This is a genomic window from Deinococcus sonorensis KR-87 (genome assembly GCF_040256395.1).
GTDB lineage: Bacteria > Deinococcota > Deinococci > Deinococcales > Deinococcaceae > Deinococcus > Deinococcus sonorensis.
On sequence record NZ_CP158299.1, the window covers coordinates 897501 to 912873 of the forward strand.

17 protein-coding genes and 1 tRNA gene (1 of these 18 running past the window's edge) are annotated in these 15373 nt (G+C 69.7%); 13 read left to right on the forward strand and 5 right to left on the reverse strand.

The window, feature by feature from the left end; translation table 11 throughout:
• From ABOD76_RS09680 to nrdR, 6 genes are all read left to right on the forward strand, one after another.
• A protein-coding gene (locus ABOD76_RS09680; protein WP_350244622.1) for a DEAD/DEAH box helicase crosses the window boundary here: on the forward strand, positions 1-1503 show its 3' portion. Its footprint begins 1089 nt before the window's first position; only the last 1503 of its 2592 coding nucleotides appear in the window; its start codon lies beyond the left edge, outside the window; it ends in the stop codon at positions 1501-1503.
• A 215-nt stretch (positions 1504-1718) separates the two neighbouring features.
• Entirely contained in the window at positions 1719-3065 is a 1347-nt protein-coding gene (gene dnaB / locus ABOD76_RS09685; RefSeq protein ID WP_350244623.1) for a replicative DNA helicase, read from the forward strand.
• Positions 3066-3068: 3 nt separating this feature from the next.
• A complete protein-coding gene (locus ABOD76_RS09690; protein WP_350244624.1) occupies positions 3069-3728 on the forward strand; it encodes an NUDIX hydrolase in 660 nt (219 codons plus the stop codon).
• A gap of 50 nt (positions 3729-3778) precedes the next feature.
• Positions 3779-3976, forward strand: coding sequence for a hypothetical protein (locus tag ABOD76_RS09695; protein ID WP_350244625.1), 198 nt, complete (start codon positions 3779-3781; stop codon positions 3974-3976).
• Positions 3977-3996: 20 nt separating this feature from the next.
• Positions 3997-4719 carry an SDR family NAD(P)-dependent oxidoreductase gene (locus ABOD76_RS09700; protein WP_350244626.1) on the forward strand — a complete coding sequence of 241 codons (723 nt, stop codon included), beginning with the start codon at positions 3997-3999 and terminating at the stop codon, positions 4717-4719.
• Complete coding sequence (gene nrdR, locus ABOD76_RS09705) at positions 4716-5162, forward strand: transcriptional regulator NrdR (RefSeq protein WP_350244627.1); 447 nt, start codon at positions 4716-4718, stop codon at positions 5160-5162. The genes ABOD76_RS09700 and nrdR overlap by 4 nt, the downstream gene beginning before the upstream one ends.
• On the opposite strand, the gene ABOD76_RS09710 is transcribed toward nrdR, so the two are convergent.
• Positions 5125-5739, reverse strand: a complete 615-nt coding sequence (locus ABOD76_RS09710; RefSeq protein ID WP_350244628.1) for a 1-acyl-sn-glycerol-3-phosphate acyltransferase — start codon at positions 5737-5739, stop codon at positions 5125-5127. The two genes, nrdR and ABOD76_RS09710, sit on opposite strands and share 38 nt — an antisense overlap.
• A gap of 165 nt (positions 5740-5904) precedes the next feature.
• On the opposite strand from ABOD76_RS09710, the gene ABOD76_RS09715 reads away from it, so the two are divergent.
• The 4 genes from ABOD76_RS09715 to ABOD76_RS09730 all read left to right on the forward strand — a co-directional run bounded on the left by ABOD76_RS09715 (position 5905) and on the right by ABOD76_RS09730 (position 9890).
• Positions 5905-6912: a LacI family DNA-binding transcriptional regulator gene (locus tag ABOD76_RS09715; RefSeq protein ID WP_350244629.1), complete on the forward strand. Its 1008-nt coding sequence runs from the start codon at positions 5905-5907 to the stop codon at positions 6910-6912.
• A 42-nt stretch (positions 6913-6954) separates the two neighbouring features.
• Complete coding sequence (locus ABOD76_RS09720; protein ID WP_350244630.1) at positions 6955-7971, forward strand: sugar ABC transporter substrate-binding protein; 1017 nt, start codon at positions 6955-6957, stop codon at positions 7969-7971.
• 99 nt (positions 7972-8070) lie between these two features.
• Complete coding sequence (locus tag ABOD76_RS09725; protein WP_350244631.1) at positions 8071-9051, forward strand: ABC transporter permease; 981 nt, start codon at positions 8071-8073, stop codon at positions 9049-9051.
• A gap of 2 nt (positions 9052-9053) precedes the next feature.
• Positions 9054-9890: an ATP-binding cassette domain-containing protein gene (locus tag ABOD76_RS09730; RefSeq protein ID WP_380129782.1), complete on the forward strand. Its 837-nt coding sequence runs from the start codon at positions 9054-9056 to the stop codon at positions 9888-9890.
• 24 nt (positions 9891-9914) lie between these two features.
• Here the strand turns inward: ABOD76_RS09730 and ABOD76_RS09735 are convergent, their stop codons facing one another.
• The gene (locus tag ABOD76_RS09735; RefSeq protein ID WP_350244632.1) at positions 9915-11096 is read right to left on the reverse strand and encodes an erythromycin esterase family protein; all 1182 of its coding nucleotides are present in this window, start codon (positions 11094-11096) and stop codon (positions 9915-9917) included.
• Between the two features lie 280 nt (positions 11097-11376).
• Between ABOD76_RS09735 and prfA the strand changes: the two genes are divergently transcribed.
• Genes prfA through ABOD76_RS09750 form a run of 3 tightly spaced genes read left to right on the forward strand, consistent with a single transcriptional unit; the run spans position 11377 to position 13972 of the window.
• Complete coding sequence (gene prfA, locus ABOD76_RS09740) at positions 11377-12468, forward strand: peptide chain release factor 1 (protein WP_350244633.1); 1092 nt, start codon at positions 11377-11379, stop codon at positions 12466-12468.
• A complete protein-coding gene (locus ABOD76_RS09745) occupies positions 12455-12946 on the forward strand; it encodes an NUDIX hydrolase (protein ID WP_350244634.1) in 492 nt (163 codons plus the stop codon). Before prfA ends, ABOD76_RS09745 begins: the two co-directional genes overlap by 14 nt.
• A 3-nt stretch (positions 12947-12949) precedes the next feature.
• The gene (locus ABOD76_RS09750) at positions 12950-13972 is read left to right on the forward strand and encodes a serine hydrolase domain-containing protein (RefSeq protein ID WP_350244635.1); all 1023 of its coding nucleotides are present in this window, start codon (positions 12950-12952) and stop codon (positions 13970-13972) included.
• On the opposite strand, the gene ABOD76_RS09755 is transcribed toward ABOD76_RS09750, so the two are convergent.
• The 3 genes from ABOD76_RS09755 to ABOD76_RS09765 all read right to left on the reverse strand — a co-directional run bounded on the left by ABOD76_RS09755 (position 13932) and on the right by ABOD76_RS09765 (position 15368).
• Complete coding sequence (locus ABOD76_RS09755; protein ID WP_350244636.1) at positions 13932-14945, reverse strand: nucleotidyltransferase domain-containing protein; 1014 nt, start codon at positions 14943-14945, stop codon at positions 13932-13934. The two genes, ABOD76_RS09750 and ABOD76_RS09755, sit on opposite strands and share 41 nt — an antisense overlap.
• Positions 14946-14999: 54 nt before the next feature.
• Positions 15000-15074, reverse strand: a tRNA-Glu gene (locus ABOD76_RS09760).
• Positions 15075-15170: 96 nt separating this feature from the next.
• The gene (locus ABOD76_RS09765; RefSeq protein ID WP_350244637.1) at positions 15171-15368 is read right to left on the reverse strand and encodes a hypothetical protein; all 198 of its coding nucleotides are present in this window, start codon (positions 15366-15368) and stop codon (positions 15171-15173) included.
• Positions 15369-15373 lie beyond the last annotated feature (5 nt).

Genomic DNA, 15373 nt, shown 5'->3' on the forward strand with positions numbered 1-15373 from the left:
GGCCGGGCGGGCCGGGTGTCGCCGGGGCTGGTGCTGTACCTGCCGGCGCTGGACGAGCGGGGCCTGCCGCTGCCGGTGGACGCCTTCTACAGCAACGCTGCCAACTTCCGCGAACTGCTGACCGGCCAGATTGAGCGGGCTGTGGTGGAGGCGGACAATCCGTATCTGGCCCCCCGGCACCAGCAGCGCGCCCAGGAGGAGCAGCGGGCCGCCGGCCTGATCGCCTCGGCGACGCCCAGCCGCTACTGGAACCTGCGCGGCGAGGGCAGCGCCAAGTACGCGGTGATCGAGGAGGGCGAGTGGGCGAAGCGCGGCGCGGCGTGTTTCCAGAGCCCGCTGGAGAGTCCGGCCCAGCACTACGCCCTGACCGAGAAGCACGTGGACGCGGTGTTCGAGCTGGAAGGCCAGGGGTACAAGGTCAAGCGCTGGGAACGCACGCCGCAGGGCACTGCCATCCTGGTGGAACCGTTCGAGGCGCACTCGCTCTTTACGCGCGGCCTGCACCAGACCAGTGTGCAGACCCGGCGCATGGGCGAGTGGCAGCGGCGCGGCCCGCTGGCCTTCCGGCACGGCGAGGTGGTGATCCGGCGGCGCTACACCGGCTACAGCATGATGCGGACCGTGTTCGAGCGCGCCTGCAGCCAGTGTGACCGAGAGCCGGAGCTGAGCGAGCGTCGCTGCCGCAGCTGCGGAGGCCGCATTCAGGACCGCATGCAGGACCACAAGATCAGCGAGCATCCCTTCGAGGAGGTGATGGAGCTGGAACCGTTCGTGACCAGCGCCCTGGAAGTGGGGCTGGACGCGCGCGCCAGCGAGCAGCCGGGGGCCGTGGCGCACACCCTCAAGCACCTGCTGCACAAGCTGATACCGGAGCGGGTGGCCTGCGACCAGGGTGACCTGGCAGGCGCGTTCCGCGATGGCCACGACACCTACTTCTTTCTGTACGACGACTGGAAGGGTGGTCTGGGCGTGACCCGGCGGGCCTACGAGCAGGTGGACGACCTGCTGCGCCGGGCGCTGGAGCTGTGCAGCCGGCCGTGCTGCCAGGACGGCTGCTACGAGTGCACCTCGGTGAGCCGCTGCAGCAGCCCCTTCTATGCCAGCGGCGAGCGGCGACCCACCAGCAAGGCGGCCACCCGGCTGTACCTGGCCGAGGTGCTGGGGCAGGTGGCGGAGCCGCTGCCGGACGCCACGGCGCGTCCCGCCCTCGATCCGCAGTGGCCGGAGCAGGCCCGCGAGTGGCTGGACCTGTACGGCCTGTCGGCCACCGAGGTCAGCGCCCGGCTGGGCATTCCCAGCCGCGAGATCCAGCGCGAGGTGGGGCGGCTGGGACCGCTGCGGCTGCGCCACCCGACCTTCGGAGACGGCCACTGGGCCGGTGGCAGTGGCAGTGGCGAGGCCCGCACCGCGCTGGTGTACTTTCCGGGGGTGGGCCAGAAGAAACTGCTGGTCAGCAAGGCCAACCTGCAGGTGCTGGCCGGGTCGCCGGCCGTCAAGCGCTGACCCGGGGCACCCCGCCCACCCCACCTGACCTTCTTGCCGTGGCCCCGACCCCTGCTATGATGCCCACAGGTCAGGCCGGCGTCATCCGGCCACCGGGACCAGCGGTCCCCAACACTCATGTTTCATGCACCGGGAGGGCAGCGCCCTCCTGAGCCGCCCTGCCTTGCCGGGGCGCTTGCCGTGTGCTGAAACCCACAGGAGGCCCCCACCACACCATGGAAGGCACACCCCGCATTCCCCCCCACAACAACGACGCCGAGATCAGTGTGCTGGGCAGCGTGCTGCTCGACAACGACGCCCTAATCCAGCTGGGTGACAGCGTCTCCGCCGAGATGTTCTACCGCGAGGGTCACCGCAAGATCTTCACCTGCATGCGCGGCCTGCAGGAACGCGGCGAGCCGGTGGATCTGGTGACGCTCAGCGATGAGCTGCGCCGGCTGAACCAGCTGGACGAGGTGGGCGGCCTCACCTACCTGATCGGGCTCTCCGAGCAGGTGCCGACCGCCGCCTACGCCGAGCACTACGCGCGCATCGTGCAGGAGAAGTACACCCTGCGCACGCTGATCCAGGCTTCAGGCCGGGTGATGCAGCTGGCCTACGAGGCGCAGCTGCCGCTGGAAGACCTGCTGGACCGCAGCGAGAAGCTGATCTTCGAGGTGGCCGAGCAGAAAAAGACGGCCGAGGCCACCCAGGCGATGAGCGACGTGGTGCATGACACCTTCGAGTACATCACGCTGCTGCACAGCAACCGGGGCATTCCCGACGGGGTGGCCAGCGGCTTCCGCGACCTGGACGAGCAGATCTCCGGGCTGCAGAAGGGCAGCCTGAACGTGCTGGCGGCCCGGCCCAGCATGGGCAAGACCGCCTTTGCGCTCTCGATTGCCCAGAACGTGGCGCTGAGAGGCGAGAAGACGGTGGCGGTGTTCAGTCTGGAGATGCCGGCGGTGCAGCTGGCCCTGCGGATGTTGTGCAGCGAGGGCCGGGTGGATATGAACCGCATCCGCAGCGGACAGCTGGGCGAGCGCGACTTCGAGCGGCTGGCGCACGCGGCGGGCCGGCTGGCCGAGGCCCCGATGGTCATCGACGATGAGCCGGACCTGACCGTGAACGTGCTGAGAAGCAAGCTGCGCCGCATCGCCGCGCAGCACGGACAGCTGGGACTGGTGGTCATTGACTACCTGCAGCTGATGTCCGGCGGCAAGAACAGCGGGGGCAGCGACAACCGCCAGCAGGAGATCAGCCTGATCAGCCGATCGCTGAAGGGCATCGCCCGCGAAATGGAGGTGCCGATCGTGGTGCTCTCGCAGCTCTCGCGCGCGGTAGAGCAGCGGCCCAACCACCGCCCGATGCTCAGCGACCTGCGCGAGTCGGGTGCCATCGAGCAGGATGCAGATATCGTGATGTTCATCTACCGCGACGAGTACTACAATAAGGAAACCGACCAGCAGGGCATCGCGGAGATCATCATCGGCAAGCAGCGCAACGGCCCCGTCGGGACCGTCAAGCTGCAGTTTCACAGTGCCCACGTGCGGTTCAACGACCTCGCGCCGGAAGGGGTCTGACGCATGAGTGACGAACAGAAGACGCAGGCGGCCGGGCGGCGGCGGCGCCGGCGGCGCGGCAGCAGTGCGCGCCCGGCCCCGGCCCAGCCGGTCGTCAGCGTGGCGGCCGCGCCGGCCCCCGTGGCCACCCCCAGGCGACCGGCCGCCCCCAAGCGCGCACCCAAGAAGCCGCCGGCCGAGCCGCGCATCGGAGTGGGCTGCATTGTGCTGCGCGGGGACGAGATCCTGATGGTGCGCGAGCGTGGCCGCTGGAGCCTGCCCAAGGGCGGGCTGGACGCGGGCGAGCTGGTGCAGATGGGCGCCCTGCGCGAGACCTATGAGGAGACCGGCCTGACGGTGGAGATCCGGGAGCTGGCCTTCGTGGTGGAGTTCCAGGCGCAGACCTGGGGCCACCACCTGCAGTTCTTCTACCTGGCCCGCGAGGTCAGCGGCACGCTGGGCCCGCGCGACCCGGACCGCGAGGTGCAGGAGGCCAAGTTCATCCCGCTGCGCCAGCTGCGCGAATACCTGCGCTTCCGGCCCCGGCTGGTGGCGCTGGAGACTTGGCTGCGCGAGCGCAAGCCGCGCCACTTCGTCTTTGATCTGGACCACGAGCCGGCCATGCTGCGCAAGCGCCGCCGGGTGGAGAGCGGCAAGCTCACCGAGCCGGTGGGCGCCGACTGAGCAGAGGTTTTCCTCAGCAAGGTCATGTCTCGTTCTGCTAACATCAGAACATGAGACAAAAAATACGTGACGATCCCTACCCGGTCAGCGGGCGCGGCTACGTGCATGTGTGCCCCGGCTGCGGCGATCCCCTGGAGCTGTACGACACCCGAGACGGAGATCAGGCCTACTGGTGCCACCGCTGCCAGCGCGGCCACCGGGCCGGCAGTCCACCCCCTGAAGCGCTGCGTCCGGAACAGGCCAGCTGAAGACGATATACTGGGCCGTTATGCCTGAGCCGCTGTCTCCCCTCCCCGATACCCGCCTGAGTGGTCAGGTGATCGCCGTGACCGGCGCCGACCAGGGCTATGGCCGCATCGTCAGCATGGTGCTGGCGCGGGCCGGGGCCAACGTGGTGCTGATCGGCGACCTGGCCGAGACGCTGGCTGCACATGCCAGCGCCATCGAGGGGGCCGGCGGGACTGCCATTCCGATCAAAGCGGACGTCGGCGTGCCGCTGGACTGGCGCAGCGCCCAGGACCGCATTCTGGAGATCTTCGGGGCGCTGCACGGCATCGTGCATCTGGCAGACAAGCGCGCCCACAGCAGCTTCACCATGCTCAGCGAGGCCGAGTGGATGGACCTGTTCAACTGCAACGTCAAGAGCAGCGTTGCCATCGCGCAGATCGTGCGCCGACACCTGCGCGGCACCTGGCTGACCATCATCGGGCCGCACCTCAACGAGACCGGCCTGCACGTGGCCCCGCAGCGCGGCGCGCTGGGCGGGCTGGTGGAGCAGGCGCACCTGGAGGAACTGCGCGCCAACCTGGTGCTGCCCGGCCGGCAGGCCAGCGGCGACGAGGCACAGGACCTCCCGGTGGCCGACGCGGTGCTGGCACTGGCACTGCCGGAACTGCGGCACCTGGGCGGCAACCTGATCCGCGTGCCGCTGTCGGAGCCGCCGCGGGCGCCCCGAGACCAGCCGACCCCGCTGGAGCTGCACTTCCGGTGAGGTGCCCGTACTGCTCTGCCCCGGACAGCCGGGTGGTCAACTCCCGGCCCGGCGACGACGGCAGCGCCATCCGGCGGCGGCGCGAGTGCCTGAGCTGCAGCCGGCGCTTCACCACCTACGAACGCGCCCAGCTGGAGCCGCTGATGGTGGTCAAGCGCGAGGGCGCGCGTCAGGCCTTCAACCCGGACAAGCTGCTGCGCGGCCTGCTGCTCGCCACCGAGAAACGGCCGGTGCCGGAGGAGCGGCTGCGCAGCTTCGCGTACAGCTTCGAGGACGAGGTACAGGCGCCGGAGATCACCAGCACCGAGATCGGCAAGCGGGCCATGACCTTCCTGCGCCCGCTGGACGACGTGGCCTACATCCGCTTTGCCAGCGTGTACCGTGACTTCGACAGCCTGGAGCGCTTCATTGAGGAGATTCAGGGTCTGAAGGACGAAGGATAACGGGCGTCTGCCGCTCCGGATGGCGGCCGGTCACGTCCTGGAAGAACAACTCGAACTTGCCGAAGTCCTGCTCGATGTTGCCGCTCGGCTGCAGGTAGCCGCCGATGCCCACCTCGCGCCGCCGCCAGTCGATGTAGCACAGGCCGATCGGCACCTGCGCTTTGAGCGCGATGTAGTAGAAGCCGCTGCGCCAGTGATCGGCGCGGGCGCGGGTGCCTTCCGCCGAGAGCGCCAGCAGCATCTGGTCGCTGTCCCGGATCAGGGTGGCGACCGCCTCGGTGAAGTTGCCGCCCACCTGCCGGCGGTCCAGCGACACCCCGCCCAGCCAGCGCATCAGGCCGCCCATCGGGCCGCGGAACAGGCTGTGCTTCCCGATCCAGTGCAGCGGCAGCGGCACCACCGCGCGCATCAGCATGGCCGGCAGAAAATCCCAGTTGCTGGTGTGGGGGTAGGCGACCAGCACCGCCTTGCGCCCCTGGTTCGGGGGCGGCACGTACACCACCGTCCAGCCGAGCAGCCGGGCCAGGGCCCGCCACCCGCGGTGGCCTAGCGGCGCGGCACGTGTTTGTCGTGTCATGTGGGCAGTATAGGGAGCCGCCGTCCGCCCTCTTGACGATTCTGGTGAGCCCTGTCACACTGGCGCCATCAGAAATTGAAATCGATTGCAGTCCCTGTCGGTGGTTCTCCGCATCTCGCCCGAACGGTCAGCATTTATGGCTGTTCAGAGAGTGAAATCGATTGCATGAGTGGACTCGCTGCCGTCGCCAAACTTGCCCAGGTTTCTCCGGCCACCGCGTCCCGCGCGCTGCACCGGCCGGAAATGGTGGCGCGTGAAACCCGCGAGCGGGTGGAGCAGGCGGCCGAACAGCTGGGCTACCGGCCCAATCAGCTGGCCCGCAGCCTGCGCACCCGCGACAGCCGCACGCTGGCGCTGGTGGTGACCGACATCCTGAACCCCTTCTCGGCCACCATCGCCAAGGCGGTTCAGGACACCGCCGACCAGAGCGGGCACAACCTCTTCCTGTTCAACAGTGACGAGGAGCCGGACAAGGAGCGCCGCGCCCTGGAGACGCTGCGCGGCCACCTGCCGCAGGGCCTGATCGTGGTGCCCACGCCGGGAGCCCGGGAGAACCTGGAACTGGTGCCGGACCTGCCGGTGATTGAGCTGGACCGCGCCAGCGGCCGTCCCGGCGCGTATACGGTGATGGTGGACAACCGGGGCGGCGCGTATCAGGCGGTGCGGCATCTGCTGGACCTGGGCCACACCCGCATCGGCATGATCGTGGGGCGGCGCAACATCAGCACCGCCCAGGAGCGCTACGAGGGCTACTGTCAGGCGCTGGACGAGGCCGGGCTGCCGTATCAGGAGGCGCTGGTGCTGCCGGGCAACCATCGTGAGGAGGACGGCCGTCAGGCCGCCACCCAGCTGCTGAGTCAGCCGGCCGGCGTGCGGCCCACTGCCCTGTTCGTGGGCAACAACGAGATGACGGTGGGTGCGGTGCTGGCCGCCCGCCAGCTGCAGCTGAGTCTTCCCGGCGACCTGTCGGTGGTGGGCTTCGACGACTCGCGCTGGGCCCGCACCACCACTCCCTCCATCACCGTGATCGCGCAGCCGACGTACCAGCTGGGCCAGCTGGCCTGCCAGCGCCTGATCCAGCTGATGAGCGGCGTGGCGCCGCCCGAGGCCCACACCCGGCTGCCCACCACCCTGATCGTGCGGGAAAGCACCGGCCCTCCGCCCGCCCGTTGACCGCCCCCGGCCCCTCGCCTCTCGTTCCCACAGGAGACTCCCATGACCCAGCTCAAGCGCGCCGCCCTGCTGTGTACCGCCGCCCTTTCCGCCACCGCCGCCGTGGCCGGCCTGGCGCTGGCCCAGAGCAGCGGTCAGCCGATCATCGGGCTGATCACCAAGACCGAGACCAACCCCTTCTTCGTGAAGATGAAGGAGGGCGCGCAGACGGCCGCCACCAAGGGCGGGGCCAAGCTGCTGACCGGGGCGGGCAAGGCCGACGGCGACAACGCCGGACAGGTCACGGCGCTGGAGAACATGGTGGCGGCCGGCGCCAAGACGATCCTGATCACGCCGAGCGACAGCAAGGCCATCGTGCCGGCCATCCAGAAGGCGCGCGCCGCCGGGGTGATGGTGATCGCGCTGGACAGCCCCACCGAACCGCAGAGCGCGGTGGACGCGTTGTTCGCCACCAACAACTACAAGGCCGGGCAGCTGATCGGGCAGTACGCCCGGAAGGCCATGGCCGGCAAGAAGGCCGTGATCGCCACGCTGGACCTGTTCCCCGGTCAGCCGGTGGGCATCGCGCGGCACAACGGCTTCCTGCAGGGCTTCGGCACGGCCGGCATCACCGACAAGACCACCGCCCAGGTGCAGACCGGCGTGGCCTGCGCGCAGGATTCGTTCGGGGATCAGGCCAAGGGCCAGACCGCCATGGAGAACTGCCTGCAGAAGAACCCGGACATCAACCTGGTGTACACCATCAACGAACCGGCCGCCGCCGGCGCGTACCAGGCGCTGAAGTCCATCGGGCGCGAGAAGGACGTGATGATCGTGTCGGTGGACGGCGGCTGTGCGGGTGTGCGCAACGTGCAGGCCGGCGTGATCGCGGCCACCAGCCAGCAGTACCCCCTCAAGATGGCCAGCATGGGCGTAGAGGCCGGGCTCGCGTACGCCAAGAGCGGCAAGAAGGTCAGCGGCTATACCGACACCGGCGTGACGCTGATCACCAACAAGGCCGTGGCCGGCGTGAGCAGCAAGGACACCAAGTTCGGGCTGGCCAACTGCTGGGGCCAGTAACGGCCTGAGGGTCTCGGCCCCCTGCGGCCCCTTTCCCGGGCGCGTGGCCCCTGGCCCGCGCCCGCTGCCGTCTCCTCTCCTGACCTTTCGGAGGTTCAGATGACCCAGTCTCCACCCGCCGCCCAGGCGCCGCGCCGCTTCACGCTGCCGAGCCTGAGTACCCTGGGACCACTCATCGCGCTGATCATTGCCGTGATCGTGTTCAGCACGCAGTCGCCGCGCTTCTTCTCCGGCACCAACTTCTCGCTGATCCTGCAGCAGATCTCGTACACCGCCGTGCTGGCCATCGGGCAGACCCTGATCATCCTGATCGCCGGCATTGACCTGTCGGTGGGCATCGTGATGGCCCTCGGCGGTCTGGTGATGGCCCGGCTGGCCACCCAGTACGGGCTGCATCCGCTGCTGGCGATTCTGGGCGGCTTCCTGACCACCATGCTGTTCGGCGCGGCCAACAGCCTGATCATCACCCGGCTGCGGGTGCCGCCGTTCATCGCCACGCTCGGCATGCTCGGCATCGTGCAGGCACTCAACCAGACGTATTCCGGCTCGCAGACCATCAGCAACCTGCCGCCCCTGCTGACCGCGCTGGGCAACACCTTCCGGGTGGGCGGCACCGCCATCACCTACGGCACGCTGGTGATGCTGGCCCTGTACGCCGTGGCGTGGTTCATGCTGAGCCAGACCGCGCCGGGCCGACACGTGTATGCGGTGGGCAACAACCCGGAGGCGGCCCGGCTGAGCGGCATCTCGATCGACCGGGTGATCATCGCGGTGTACACCACCGCCGGCCTGCTGTACGGCATCGCGGCGCTGCTGCTGGTGGCCCGCACCGGCGTGGGCGACCCGAACGCCGGCCAGACTGACAACCTGGATTCCATTACGGCGGTGGTGCTGGGCGGCACCAGTCTGTTCGGCGGGCGCGGCAACGTGCTGGGCACGCTGCTGGGCGCGGTGATCGTGGGCGTGTTCCGCAACGGCCTGCAATTGATGGGCATTCCCTCGGTGTTTCAGTCGCTCATCACCGGCATCCTGATCATCGGGGCCGTCGCGCTGGACCAGGCGTCCAGAAGGAAGGGCTGAGCATGTCCACCAGCGTTTCTGCCAACCCCAGCGGCCCGGTGCCGGTCAGCGGCCAGCCACGCCTGATCATGGAAGCGCGCAAGCTGGTCAAGCGCTACGGGCAGGTGACCGCCCTGGACGGCACCGACTTCGAGCTGCGCGAGGGCGAGATCCTGGCCGTGATCGGTGACAACGGCGCCGGCAAGAGCTCGCTGATCAAGGCGCTGTCCGGCGCCACCATTCCCGACAGTGGCGAGATCCTGCTGGACGGCCAGCCGGTCCACTTCCGCAGCCCGATTGACGCCCGGCGCAACGGCATCGAGACGGTGTACCAGGACCTGGCGGTGGCGCCGGCCATGACCATCGCCGAGAACCTGTTCCTGGGCCGCGAACTGCTGCGCCCCGGCGTGCTGGGCCGGATGCTGCGGCTGCTCGACAAGAAACGGATGCACGACGAGGCGGTGCGGCACATGCAGGGCCTGCAGTTTGCCATCAAGAGCATGCAGCAGCCGGTGGAGACGCTCTCGGGTGGGCAGCGGCAGGGCGTGGCGGTGGCGCGCAGCGCGGCGTTCGCCCGGCATGTGGTGATCATGGACGAGCCGACCGCCGCGCTGGGCGTACGCGAGGGCAACATGGTGCTGGACCTGATCCGCAAGGTGCGCGACGGCGGTCTGCCGGTGATCCTGATCAGCCACAACATGCCGCACGTCTTCGAGATTGCCGACCGGATTCACATCCAGCGGCTGGGCCGGCGGGCGGCCGTGGTGGACCCGCACCACATCAGCATGAGTGACACCGTGGCGGTGATGACCGGAGCCATGCGCCCCGAGGACGTGCCGCCGCAGGCCCTGGCGTACTAGAAGGTGAGCGCTGGGCAGCCCGCCTCAGGCACCCTTGAGAAGCAGGAGCCCGTCCGCCCGCAGGAGCAGGGTTTCTGCCCTGGTCAGAGCGGGCCCGTCCGGCCGCTGCTGGGTTAGGGCGGCCGGCAGGTCCCGGGCGGCCAGCAGGGTCACCTGAGCCTCCAGGCCTTCAAGCAGGCGGCCCAGCGGGCCCGCCTCCGCGGTGCCGGTCCCCAGCACGCCGGCGACAAACGCGTAGCGCTGGCCCAGACGGGCGCTGACGTGCGCGCCGGCCCCCCACCATTCCAGCGGCAGGTCACCCAGGCTCGGCAGCTTCATCGTGCTGAGGTCGCGCTGCAGGTGGGTGTTGTGCGCAAACACCAGGGTGGGGCCGCGTTTCCCCTCACGCTCGGCGATGGCGCTGAGGTTGTCGGCCATCATCAGGTCACGCAGCGCCAGCATCCGCGCCACCCGGGTGGGCGCACGGTCGGCCACCACCGCGTGGTAGCGCAGCAGGCCGGTGGCCGTGCGGGCGTGAAGCTGCGCGTCCCAGAACCCGGGCCGGCTCATCAGCTGCGGCGCCTCGGTGCGCAGGAGCGTGGCGAGGTCATCGGCCAGCAGACGAAGCTGCCGTGCTTCGTCGCTGTGGCCGATGGACTGGGCCGGGTCCATCCCGGCCGCCGGGTTGGTCCAGGGGGCGGCCGGGCCACACAGGCGCTCCAGGGTGGCCCGGTCCAAGGCGAGAGGGCCCAGCTGTTCGGTCAGGAAGAGGTGCAGGGCCAGCAAGCTGGTCCGGGGACTGGCCGCCCATAGATTCTCCAGCGGCGCGTCGAAGCCGTAGAACTGCAGCTGGTCCGCCGGGTCACGGCCTGCGTTGAACCCGCTCATCCAGCGGACCAGTTCCCGGTTGGCCGGACGCGCCCCGAAGCCATGGCTGAAGCCGGTGTGCAGCACCTCGTCCAGCGTGCCCTCACCCGACGTGACGTGGGCATTGACCTGCTGGCCAGCGATGATGTCGCTCTCCAGGGCGATGGACCGGAACCCGTGCTGCTCGACCAGGGTGCGGAACAGGCGGTTGCGCCAGGACGGAAAGGCGTCGAGGGAATGCACCGGTTCGCCGAGGGCCAGCAGCCGGGGCTGGTCTGGCAGGGTGGCGAGAAAGGCGGAAACGGCGGGGCCGGGCTCGGCCATGCTCCAGCCGGGCTGAAGCGGGGTCTGGTCTGACATAGGCTGCTCCTTTGCCACAGGGCGCGCCCGCTCTGGCTCTTCCATCCTCTCTGTGCCGCATGTGAGGGAGCTTACGGAAAACCCTTCATCAGACGTCCATGAAACACCCCATTTCTGGGCCATAAGGGCGGATTTCCGGCCCACGGTCTGACGTCCAGGGCCTGTCGCACCGCGCTCGTTATCAACTCCGGGGAGCCTCCCAAAGCGGCTGGCCCCCTCACGCTAGACTGTGCAGCATGTTGACCGTGTCTAGGCCCGCCGCTCTCCGGGTGTTTCCACCGTGGTAAGCGGGCGCATTGAAGAGCTGGAACGCGAGTACGCGGCGGTGGAGCGGAGCCTGGGCGACCCGGCCGTGCTGAGCCACAACGCCGAGTACCTGCGCCTGACGAAACGGCACCGCGAGCTGACGCCGCTGATCACGCTGTGGCGGCAGTACCGGCAGCAGCAGCAGCAGGCCGAGGAGGCGCGCAGCTTGCTCGCTGACCCGGACCTGGGACCATTAGCTCAGCTGGAACTGGACAGCGCCGAGCAGCAGCTCGGGCAGCTGGAAACCGAGCTGGAGGTGCTGCTGCTTCCACAGGACCCGCACGACGGCGCGGACGTGATCCTGGAGATCCGGGCCGGGGCCGGCGGCGACGAGGCCGGCCTGTTCGCCGCCGACCTGCTGCGGATGTACAGCCGGTACGGCGAGCGCTCGGGCCTGAAGATCACGGTGCTGGACGCCTCCGAATCGGACCTGGGCGGGTACTCACGGCTGGTGGCCGAGGTGACCGGCGACGCGCCCTACCGGCAGCTGAAGTGGGAGCGCGGGGTGCACCGGGTCCAGCGCGTGCCCGCCACCGAAACGCAGGGCCGCATCCACACCAGCACCGTGACGGTGGCGGTGCTGCCGGAGGTGGAGCAGACCGAGGTGGAACTGGACCTCTCGGAGGTGCGGATCGACGTGTTCCGCTCGCAGGGCGCGGGCGGGCAGGGCGTCAACACCACCGACAGCGCGGTGCGCGCCACCTACCGGGCCGGCACGCCGGACGAGATCATGGTGGTGTGCCAGGACGGCCGCTCTCAGATCAAGAACAAGGAAAAGGCGCTGAACATTCTGCGGGCGCGGCTGGCGGAGCGTCAGCGTGAACTGCAGGCGGCCAGCGAGCGGGAAGCGCGCAGCGCCCAGGTGGGCAGCGGCGACCGCAGCGAGAAGATCCGCACCTACAACTACCCGCAGAACCGCGTCACCGACCACCGGCTGAGCGGCGACGACAAGAACTTTCCGCTGGACAGCGTGGTGGACGGCCATCTGGGTCCGGTCATCGAGGCGTTGGCCCGCATGGAACGCGAGCAGCAGCTTGCAGAGATGACCGAGCATGCCCAGGCGTGACCTGCTGGTCACCGCCGCCATCTTGCGAGACCGTCAGGGCCGCGTGCTGCTGGTGGGCAACGACTGGCAGGGCCTGGGGCGGGTGCGCTACACCCTGCCGGGCGGCGTGGTCGAGTCGGGCGAGGTGGCCCCAGAAGGGCTCTACCGCGAGATCCTGGAGGAGACCGGGCTGAAGCTGACCGGCATCAAGCACCTCGCCTACATGACCCACATTGAGGACGAACGCCGGGGCGAGCGGGCCATCGCCATGGTCTTCGAGGCCACCTGGGAGGGGCTGCTCAATCCGGCGGACCCGGACGGCTTCATCGTGTCGGCCGGCTTCTTCAGCCCGGAGGAGGCGGTGCAGAAGCTGGAGAGCCCCCCGATGCGTGAACCGCTGAGCGACTACCTGAAGACCGGCCAGCCGGGCCGCTTCTACGCCTTCAAGGGCTGGGACGGCAAGGGGGGTCTGAGGATTCCGGCGCTCAAGAAGGACTGAGCGGTGACGCTGGAAGATCAGCTGCGGACGGGTGGGGCCAGCGGCGCCACCTGGGCCTGGCGGCAGGGCGGCCACGCCGCCTCCGGTGGACTGGGCACCCTGCGCGACGAACCGGCGGCCATCTTTCCCATCTACAGCATCACCAAGACGCTGATTGCGGCGGCGGTGCTCCAGCGGGTGGCGGAAGGAGTGCTCCAGCTGGACGCCCCGCTGCTCGACCAGCTTCAGCTGAACGGGACGCCCGGCTGGCTGTCCTGGCGGCCCTTCACGCTGCGCGAGGTGCTGAACCACACCGCTGGTCTGCCGGACTACGGCGGGCTGCCGGCCTACCACGAGGCCGTGCGCCTTCAGCCGGGTGAGCCCTGGAGCGCTGAGGAGCTGCTGGAGCGGGTGGCCCCCCTCCCCCGGCCGGTGGGCTTCGCCTATTCGAACATCGGGTACCTGCTGCTGCGGCTTCTGCTGGAACAGCTGGAGAACCAGCCGCTGCACCGGGTCCTGCAGCGCCGGCTGTTCGAGCCGCTGCAACTGACCCACACCCGCGTGGCGGGCACCGCCGCCGACCTGGCCGGGCTCACGCCCGGTCACGGCCGCATCTGGTCCGCGCCCCACGCCACCGCCGGATTGCACGGTTACCATCCCGGCTGGGTGGCCCACGGTCTGGCGCTCTCCACCGCTCCAGAGCTGGCCCGGCTGGTGGAGGGCGTGTTCAGCGGCCCACTGGTGCCGGCCCACCTGCGCGCCGCCCTGCAGACGGCGGTCCCGGTGCACGTCAGCCACCCGGTCTTCACCTCGCCCGGGTATGGCCTGGGCGTCATGCTGGACACCGCCAGCGGGCTGGCCGGACATGGCGGCGGTGGCCCCGGCTACGGGGCCGGCGCGCTGTGGCAGCCGCTCGCCGCCGACGCGGGCATCACGGCGGTGGCGCTGGTCAACCACGACGGCTCCGAAGCGGGCCTGCTGCTGGCCCACGCCCTGATCCGTCAGTTCACGGCATTAGCCGCGCCCGCCACGGATGGTCGGCGCTGAGCCGGTCGGCGAGCCACTGACGCTGGGCCGCATCCAGCATCGGCCGCGCCCGCTCGAAGTCGGCCTGATCCTTGGGACGCGGCGCCTGATCACTGGTCGCACTCTTGAACAGCAGCGCCGCCTCCGGGGCCAGGTAGGGCAGGCCTCCGGCGGTGACGCGCCGCGCCTGGGCCAGCGGCAGGGTGATGGTGGGATCGCGGCGGTAGTGCCACTGCCCGCCGGAGAGGTCGGTGAGCATCAGGTCCAGCATTGGAGCCCCGGACCGGTGAACGTGAACCTGATGGTCCGGCAGTTCCAGCGGCCCGGTCCAGGGACTGTACCCCCCATCGCGCACCGCCTGAGCGTGCAGGCCAGCGGCCTGCAGCAGGGCCTGCACCTCCGCCTGCGCTGCCCTCGGCACAATGATGTCGATGTCCTCGTGCGGGCGGCCCGGCGTGCCGAGCAGCAGGTCAATGGCCCAGCCCGCCGCGAACATCCATGGCAGGTCCAGCGGAGAGAGCAGCCCGGCCACCTCCTGAAGCGGCGCGAAGCCGGTGGCCTGGGCATGCGCCTCCCGGGCTTCCGGCAACAGCGCCGCGTCGGCGGCGACCCGGCCAGCCCGGGCCCACTGTTCCCGGTACCGGGCCTGTGCCTGCGGGTCGGTGCCGAGCCAGTCCCACAGCAGCATCTGATCGTGGACGTGGCCCTGCCGGTGCGACAGCAGCAGCAGCCGATGGGGCCAGTCCGGATGCTGATACGCCAGCCCCTCCGGGAATTCGCACGGCACGGCCCAGTAGCCGAGCCCTTCGATGGCCGAGCGCTGGTCCGGTGTAGGCGGAAACGGCAGCACGTCCAGCAGCAGCTCCGGCGGTCCCAGGTCCTGCAGCGCAGGCACCGTCCCCGGCCCACCCCAGTGCGTCTCAAAGATGCCCTGCGCCCGGCCACCGGCCCGGTAATCTCCCAGCGCCTCGTACAGCTGTTCCTGTGCGTCCATGATGCGCCTCCGCTCAAAGAAAAACCGCCGCACCCAAAGGTACGGCGGCGTTGCTGGTGACCCCAACGGGACTTGAACCCGTGTCTGCGCCTTGAGAGGGCGCTGTCCTGACCGCTAGACGATGGGGCCACGCGGTTGTCCCGTGAGGGCGCGTCAGGAGCGGAGGGCAGTGTAGCGGACCCGGGCGGCCGTGTCAATCCGGCCGCCCGGGTCCGGGGGTGAGCGTTACGGCTGCGACCAGGCCTGCGGCGCGGCCTGACGGGCGCGGCGCTCCAGCCAGCCTTCCAGGCGGCGCAGCGGGGGCAGCAGCCGCGCCCACAGGGTCCGGCCCAGCCGGCGGCACTGCCGGCGGTCCTCGGCTTCCATCCAGAGGGTCTCCATCCGTTCCTGCATGCTGCGCTGCTGCTGCTCCCACATCTTCATCGCTC

What these genes read in the sequence shown, in the direction of transcription:
- ABOD76_RS09730 (WP_380129782.1), top strand. Translation starts at nt 9,054, where the DNA reads ATGTCCACCAGCGTTTCTGCCAACCCCAGCGGCCCGGTGCCGGTCAGC.
- ABOD76_RS09690 (WP_350244624.1), top strand. Translation starts at nt 3,069, where the DNA reads ATGAGTGACGAACAGAAGACGCAGGCGGCCGGGCGGCGGCGGCGCCGG.
- ABOD76_RS09725 (WP_350244631.1), top strand. Translation starts at nt 8,071, where the DNA reads ATGACCCAGTCTCCACCCGCCGCCCAGGCGCCGCGCCGCTTCACGCTG.
- ABOD76_RS09745 (WP_350244634.1), top strand. Translation starts at nt 12,455, where the DNA reads ATGCCCAGGCGTGACCTGCTGGTCACCGCCGCCATCTTGCGAGACCGT.
- dnaB (WP_350244623.1), top strand. Translation starts at nt 1,719, where the DNA reads ATGGAAGGCACACCCCGCATTCCCCCCCACAACAACGACGCCGAGATC.
- ABOD76_RS09720 (WP_350244630.1), top strand. Translation starts at nt 6,955, where the DNA reads ATGACCCAGCTCAAGCGCGCCGCCCTGCTGTGTACCGCCGCCCTTTCC.
- ABOD76_RS09700 (WP_350244626.1), top strand. Translation starts at nt 3,997, where the DNA reads ATGCCTGAGCCGCTGTCTCCCCTCCCCGATACCCGCCTGAGTGGTCAG.
- ABOD76_RS09765 (WP_350244637.1), bottom strand. Translation starts at nt 15,368, where the DNA reads ATGAAGATGTGGGAGCAGCAGCAGCGCAGCATGCAGGAACGGATGGAG.
- ABOD76_RS09710 (WP_350244628.1), bottom strand. Translation starts at nt 5,739, where the DNA reads ATGACACGACAAACACGTGCCGCGCCGCTAGGCCACCGCGGGTGGCGG.
- ABOD76_RS09715 (WP_350244629.1), top strand. Translation starts at nt 5,905, where the DNA reads ATGAGTGGACTCGCTGCCGTCGCCAAACTTGCCCAGGTTTCTCCGGCC.
- ABOD76_RS09735 (WP_350244632.1), bottom strand. Translation starts at nt 11,096, where the DNA reads ATGTCAGACCAGACCCCGCTTCAGCCCGGCTGGAGCATGGCCGAGCCC.
- ABOD76_RS09755 (WP_350244636.1), bottom strand. Translation starts at nt 14,945, where the DNA reads ATGGACGCACAGGAACAGCTGTACGAGGCGCTGGGAGATTACCGGGCC.
- ABOD76_RS09695 (WP_350244625.1), top strand. Translation starts at nt 3,779, where the DNA reads ATGAGACAAAAAATACGTGACGATCCCTACCCGGTCAGCGGGCGCGGC.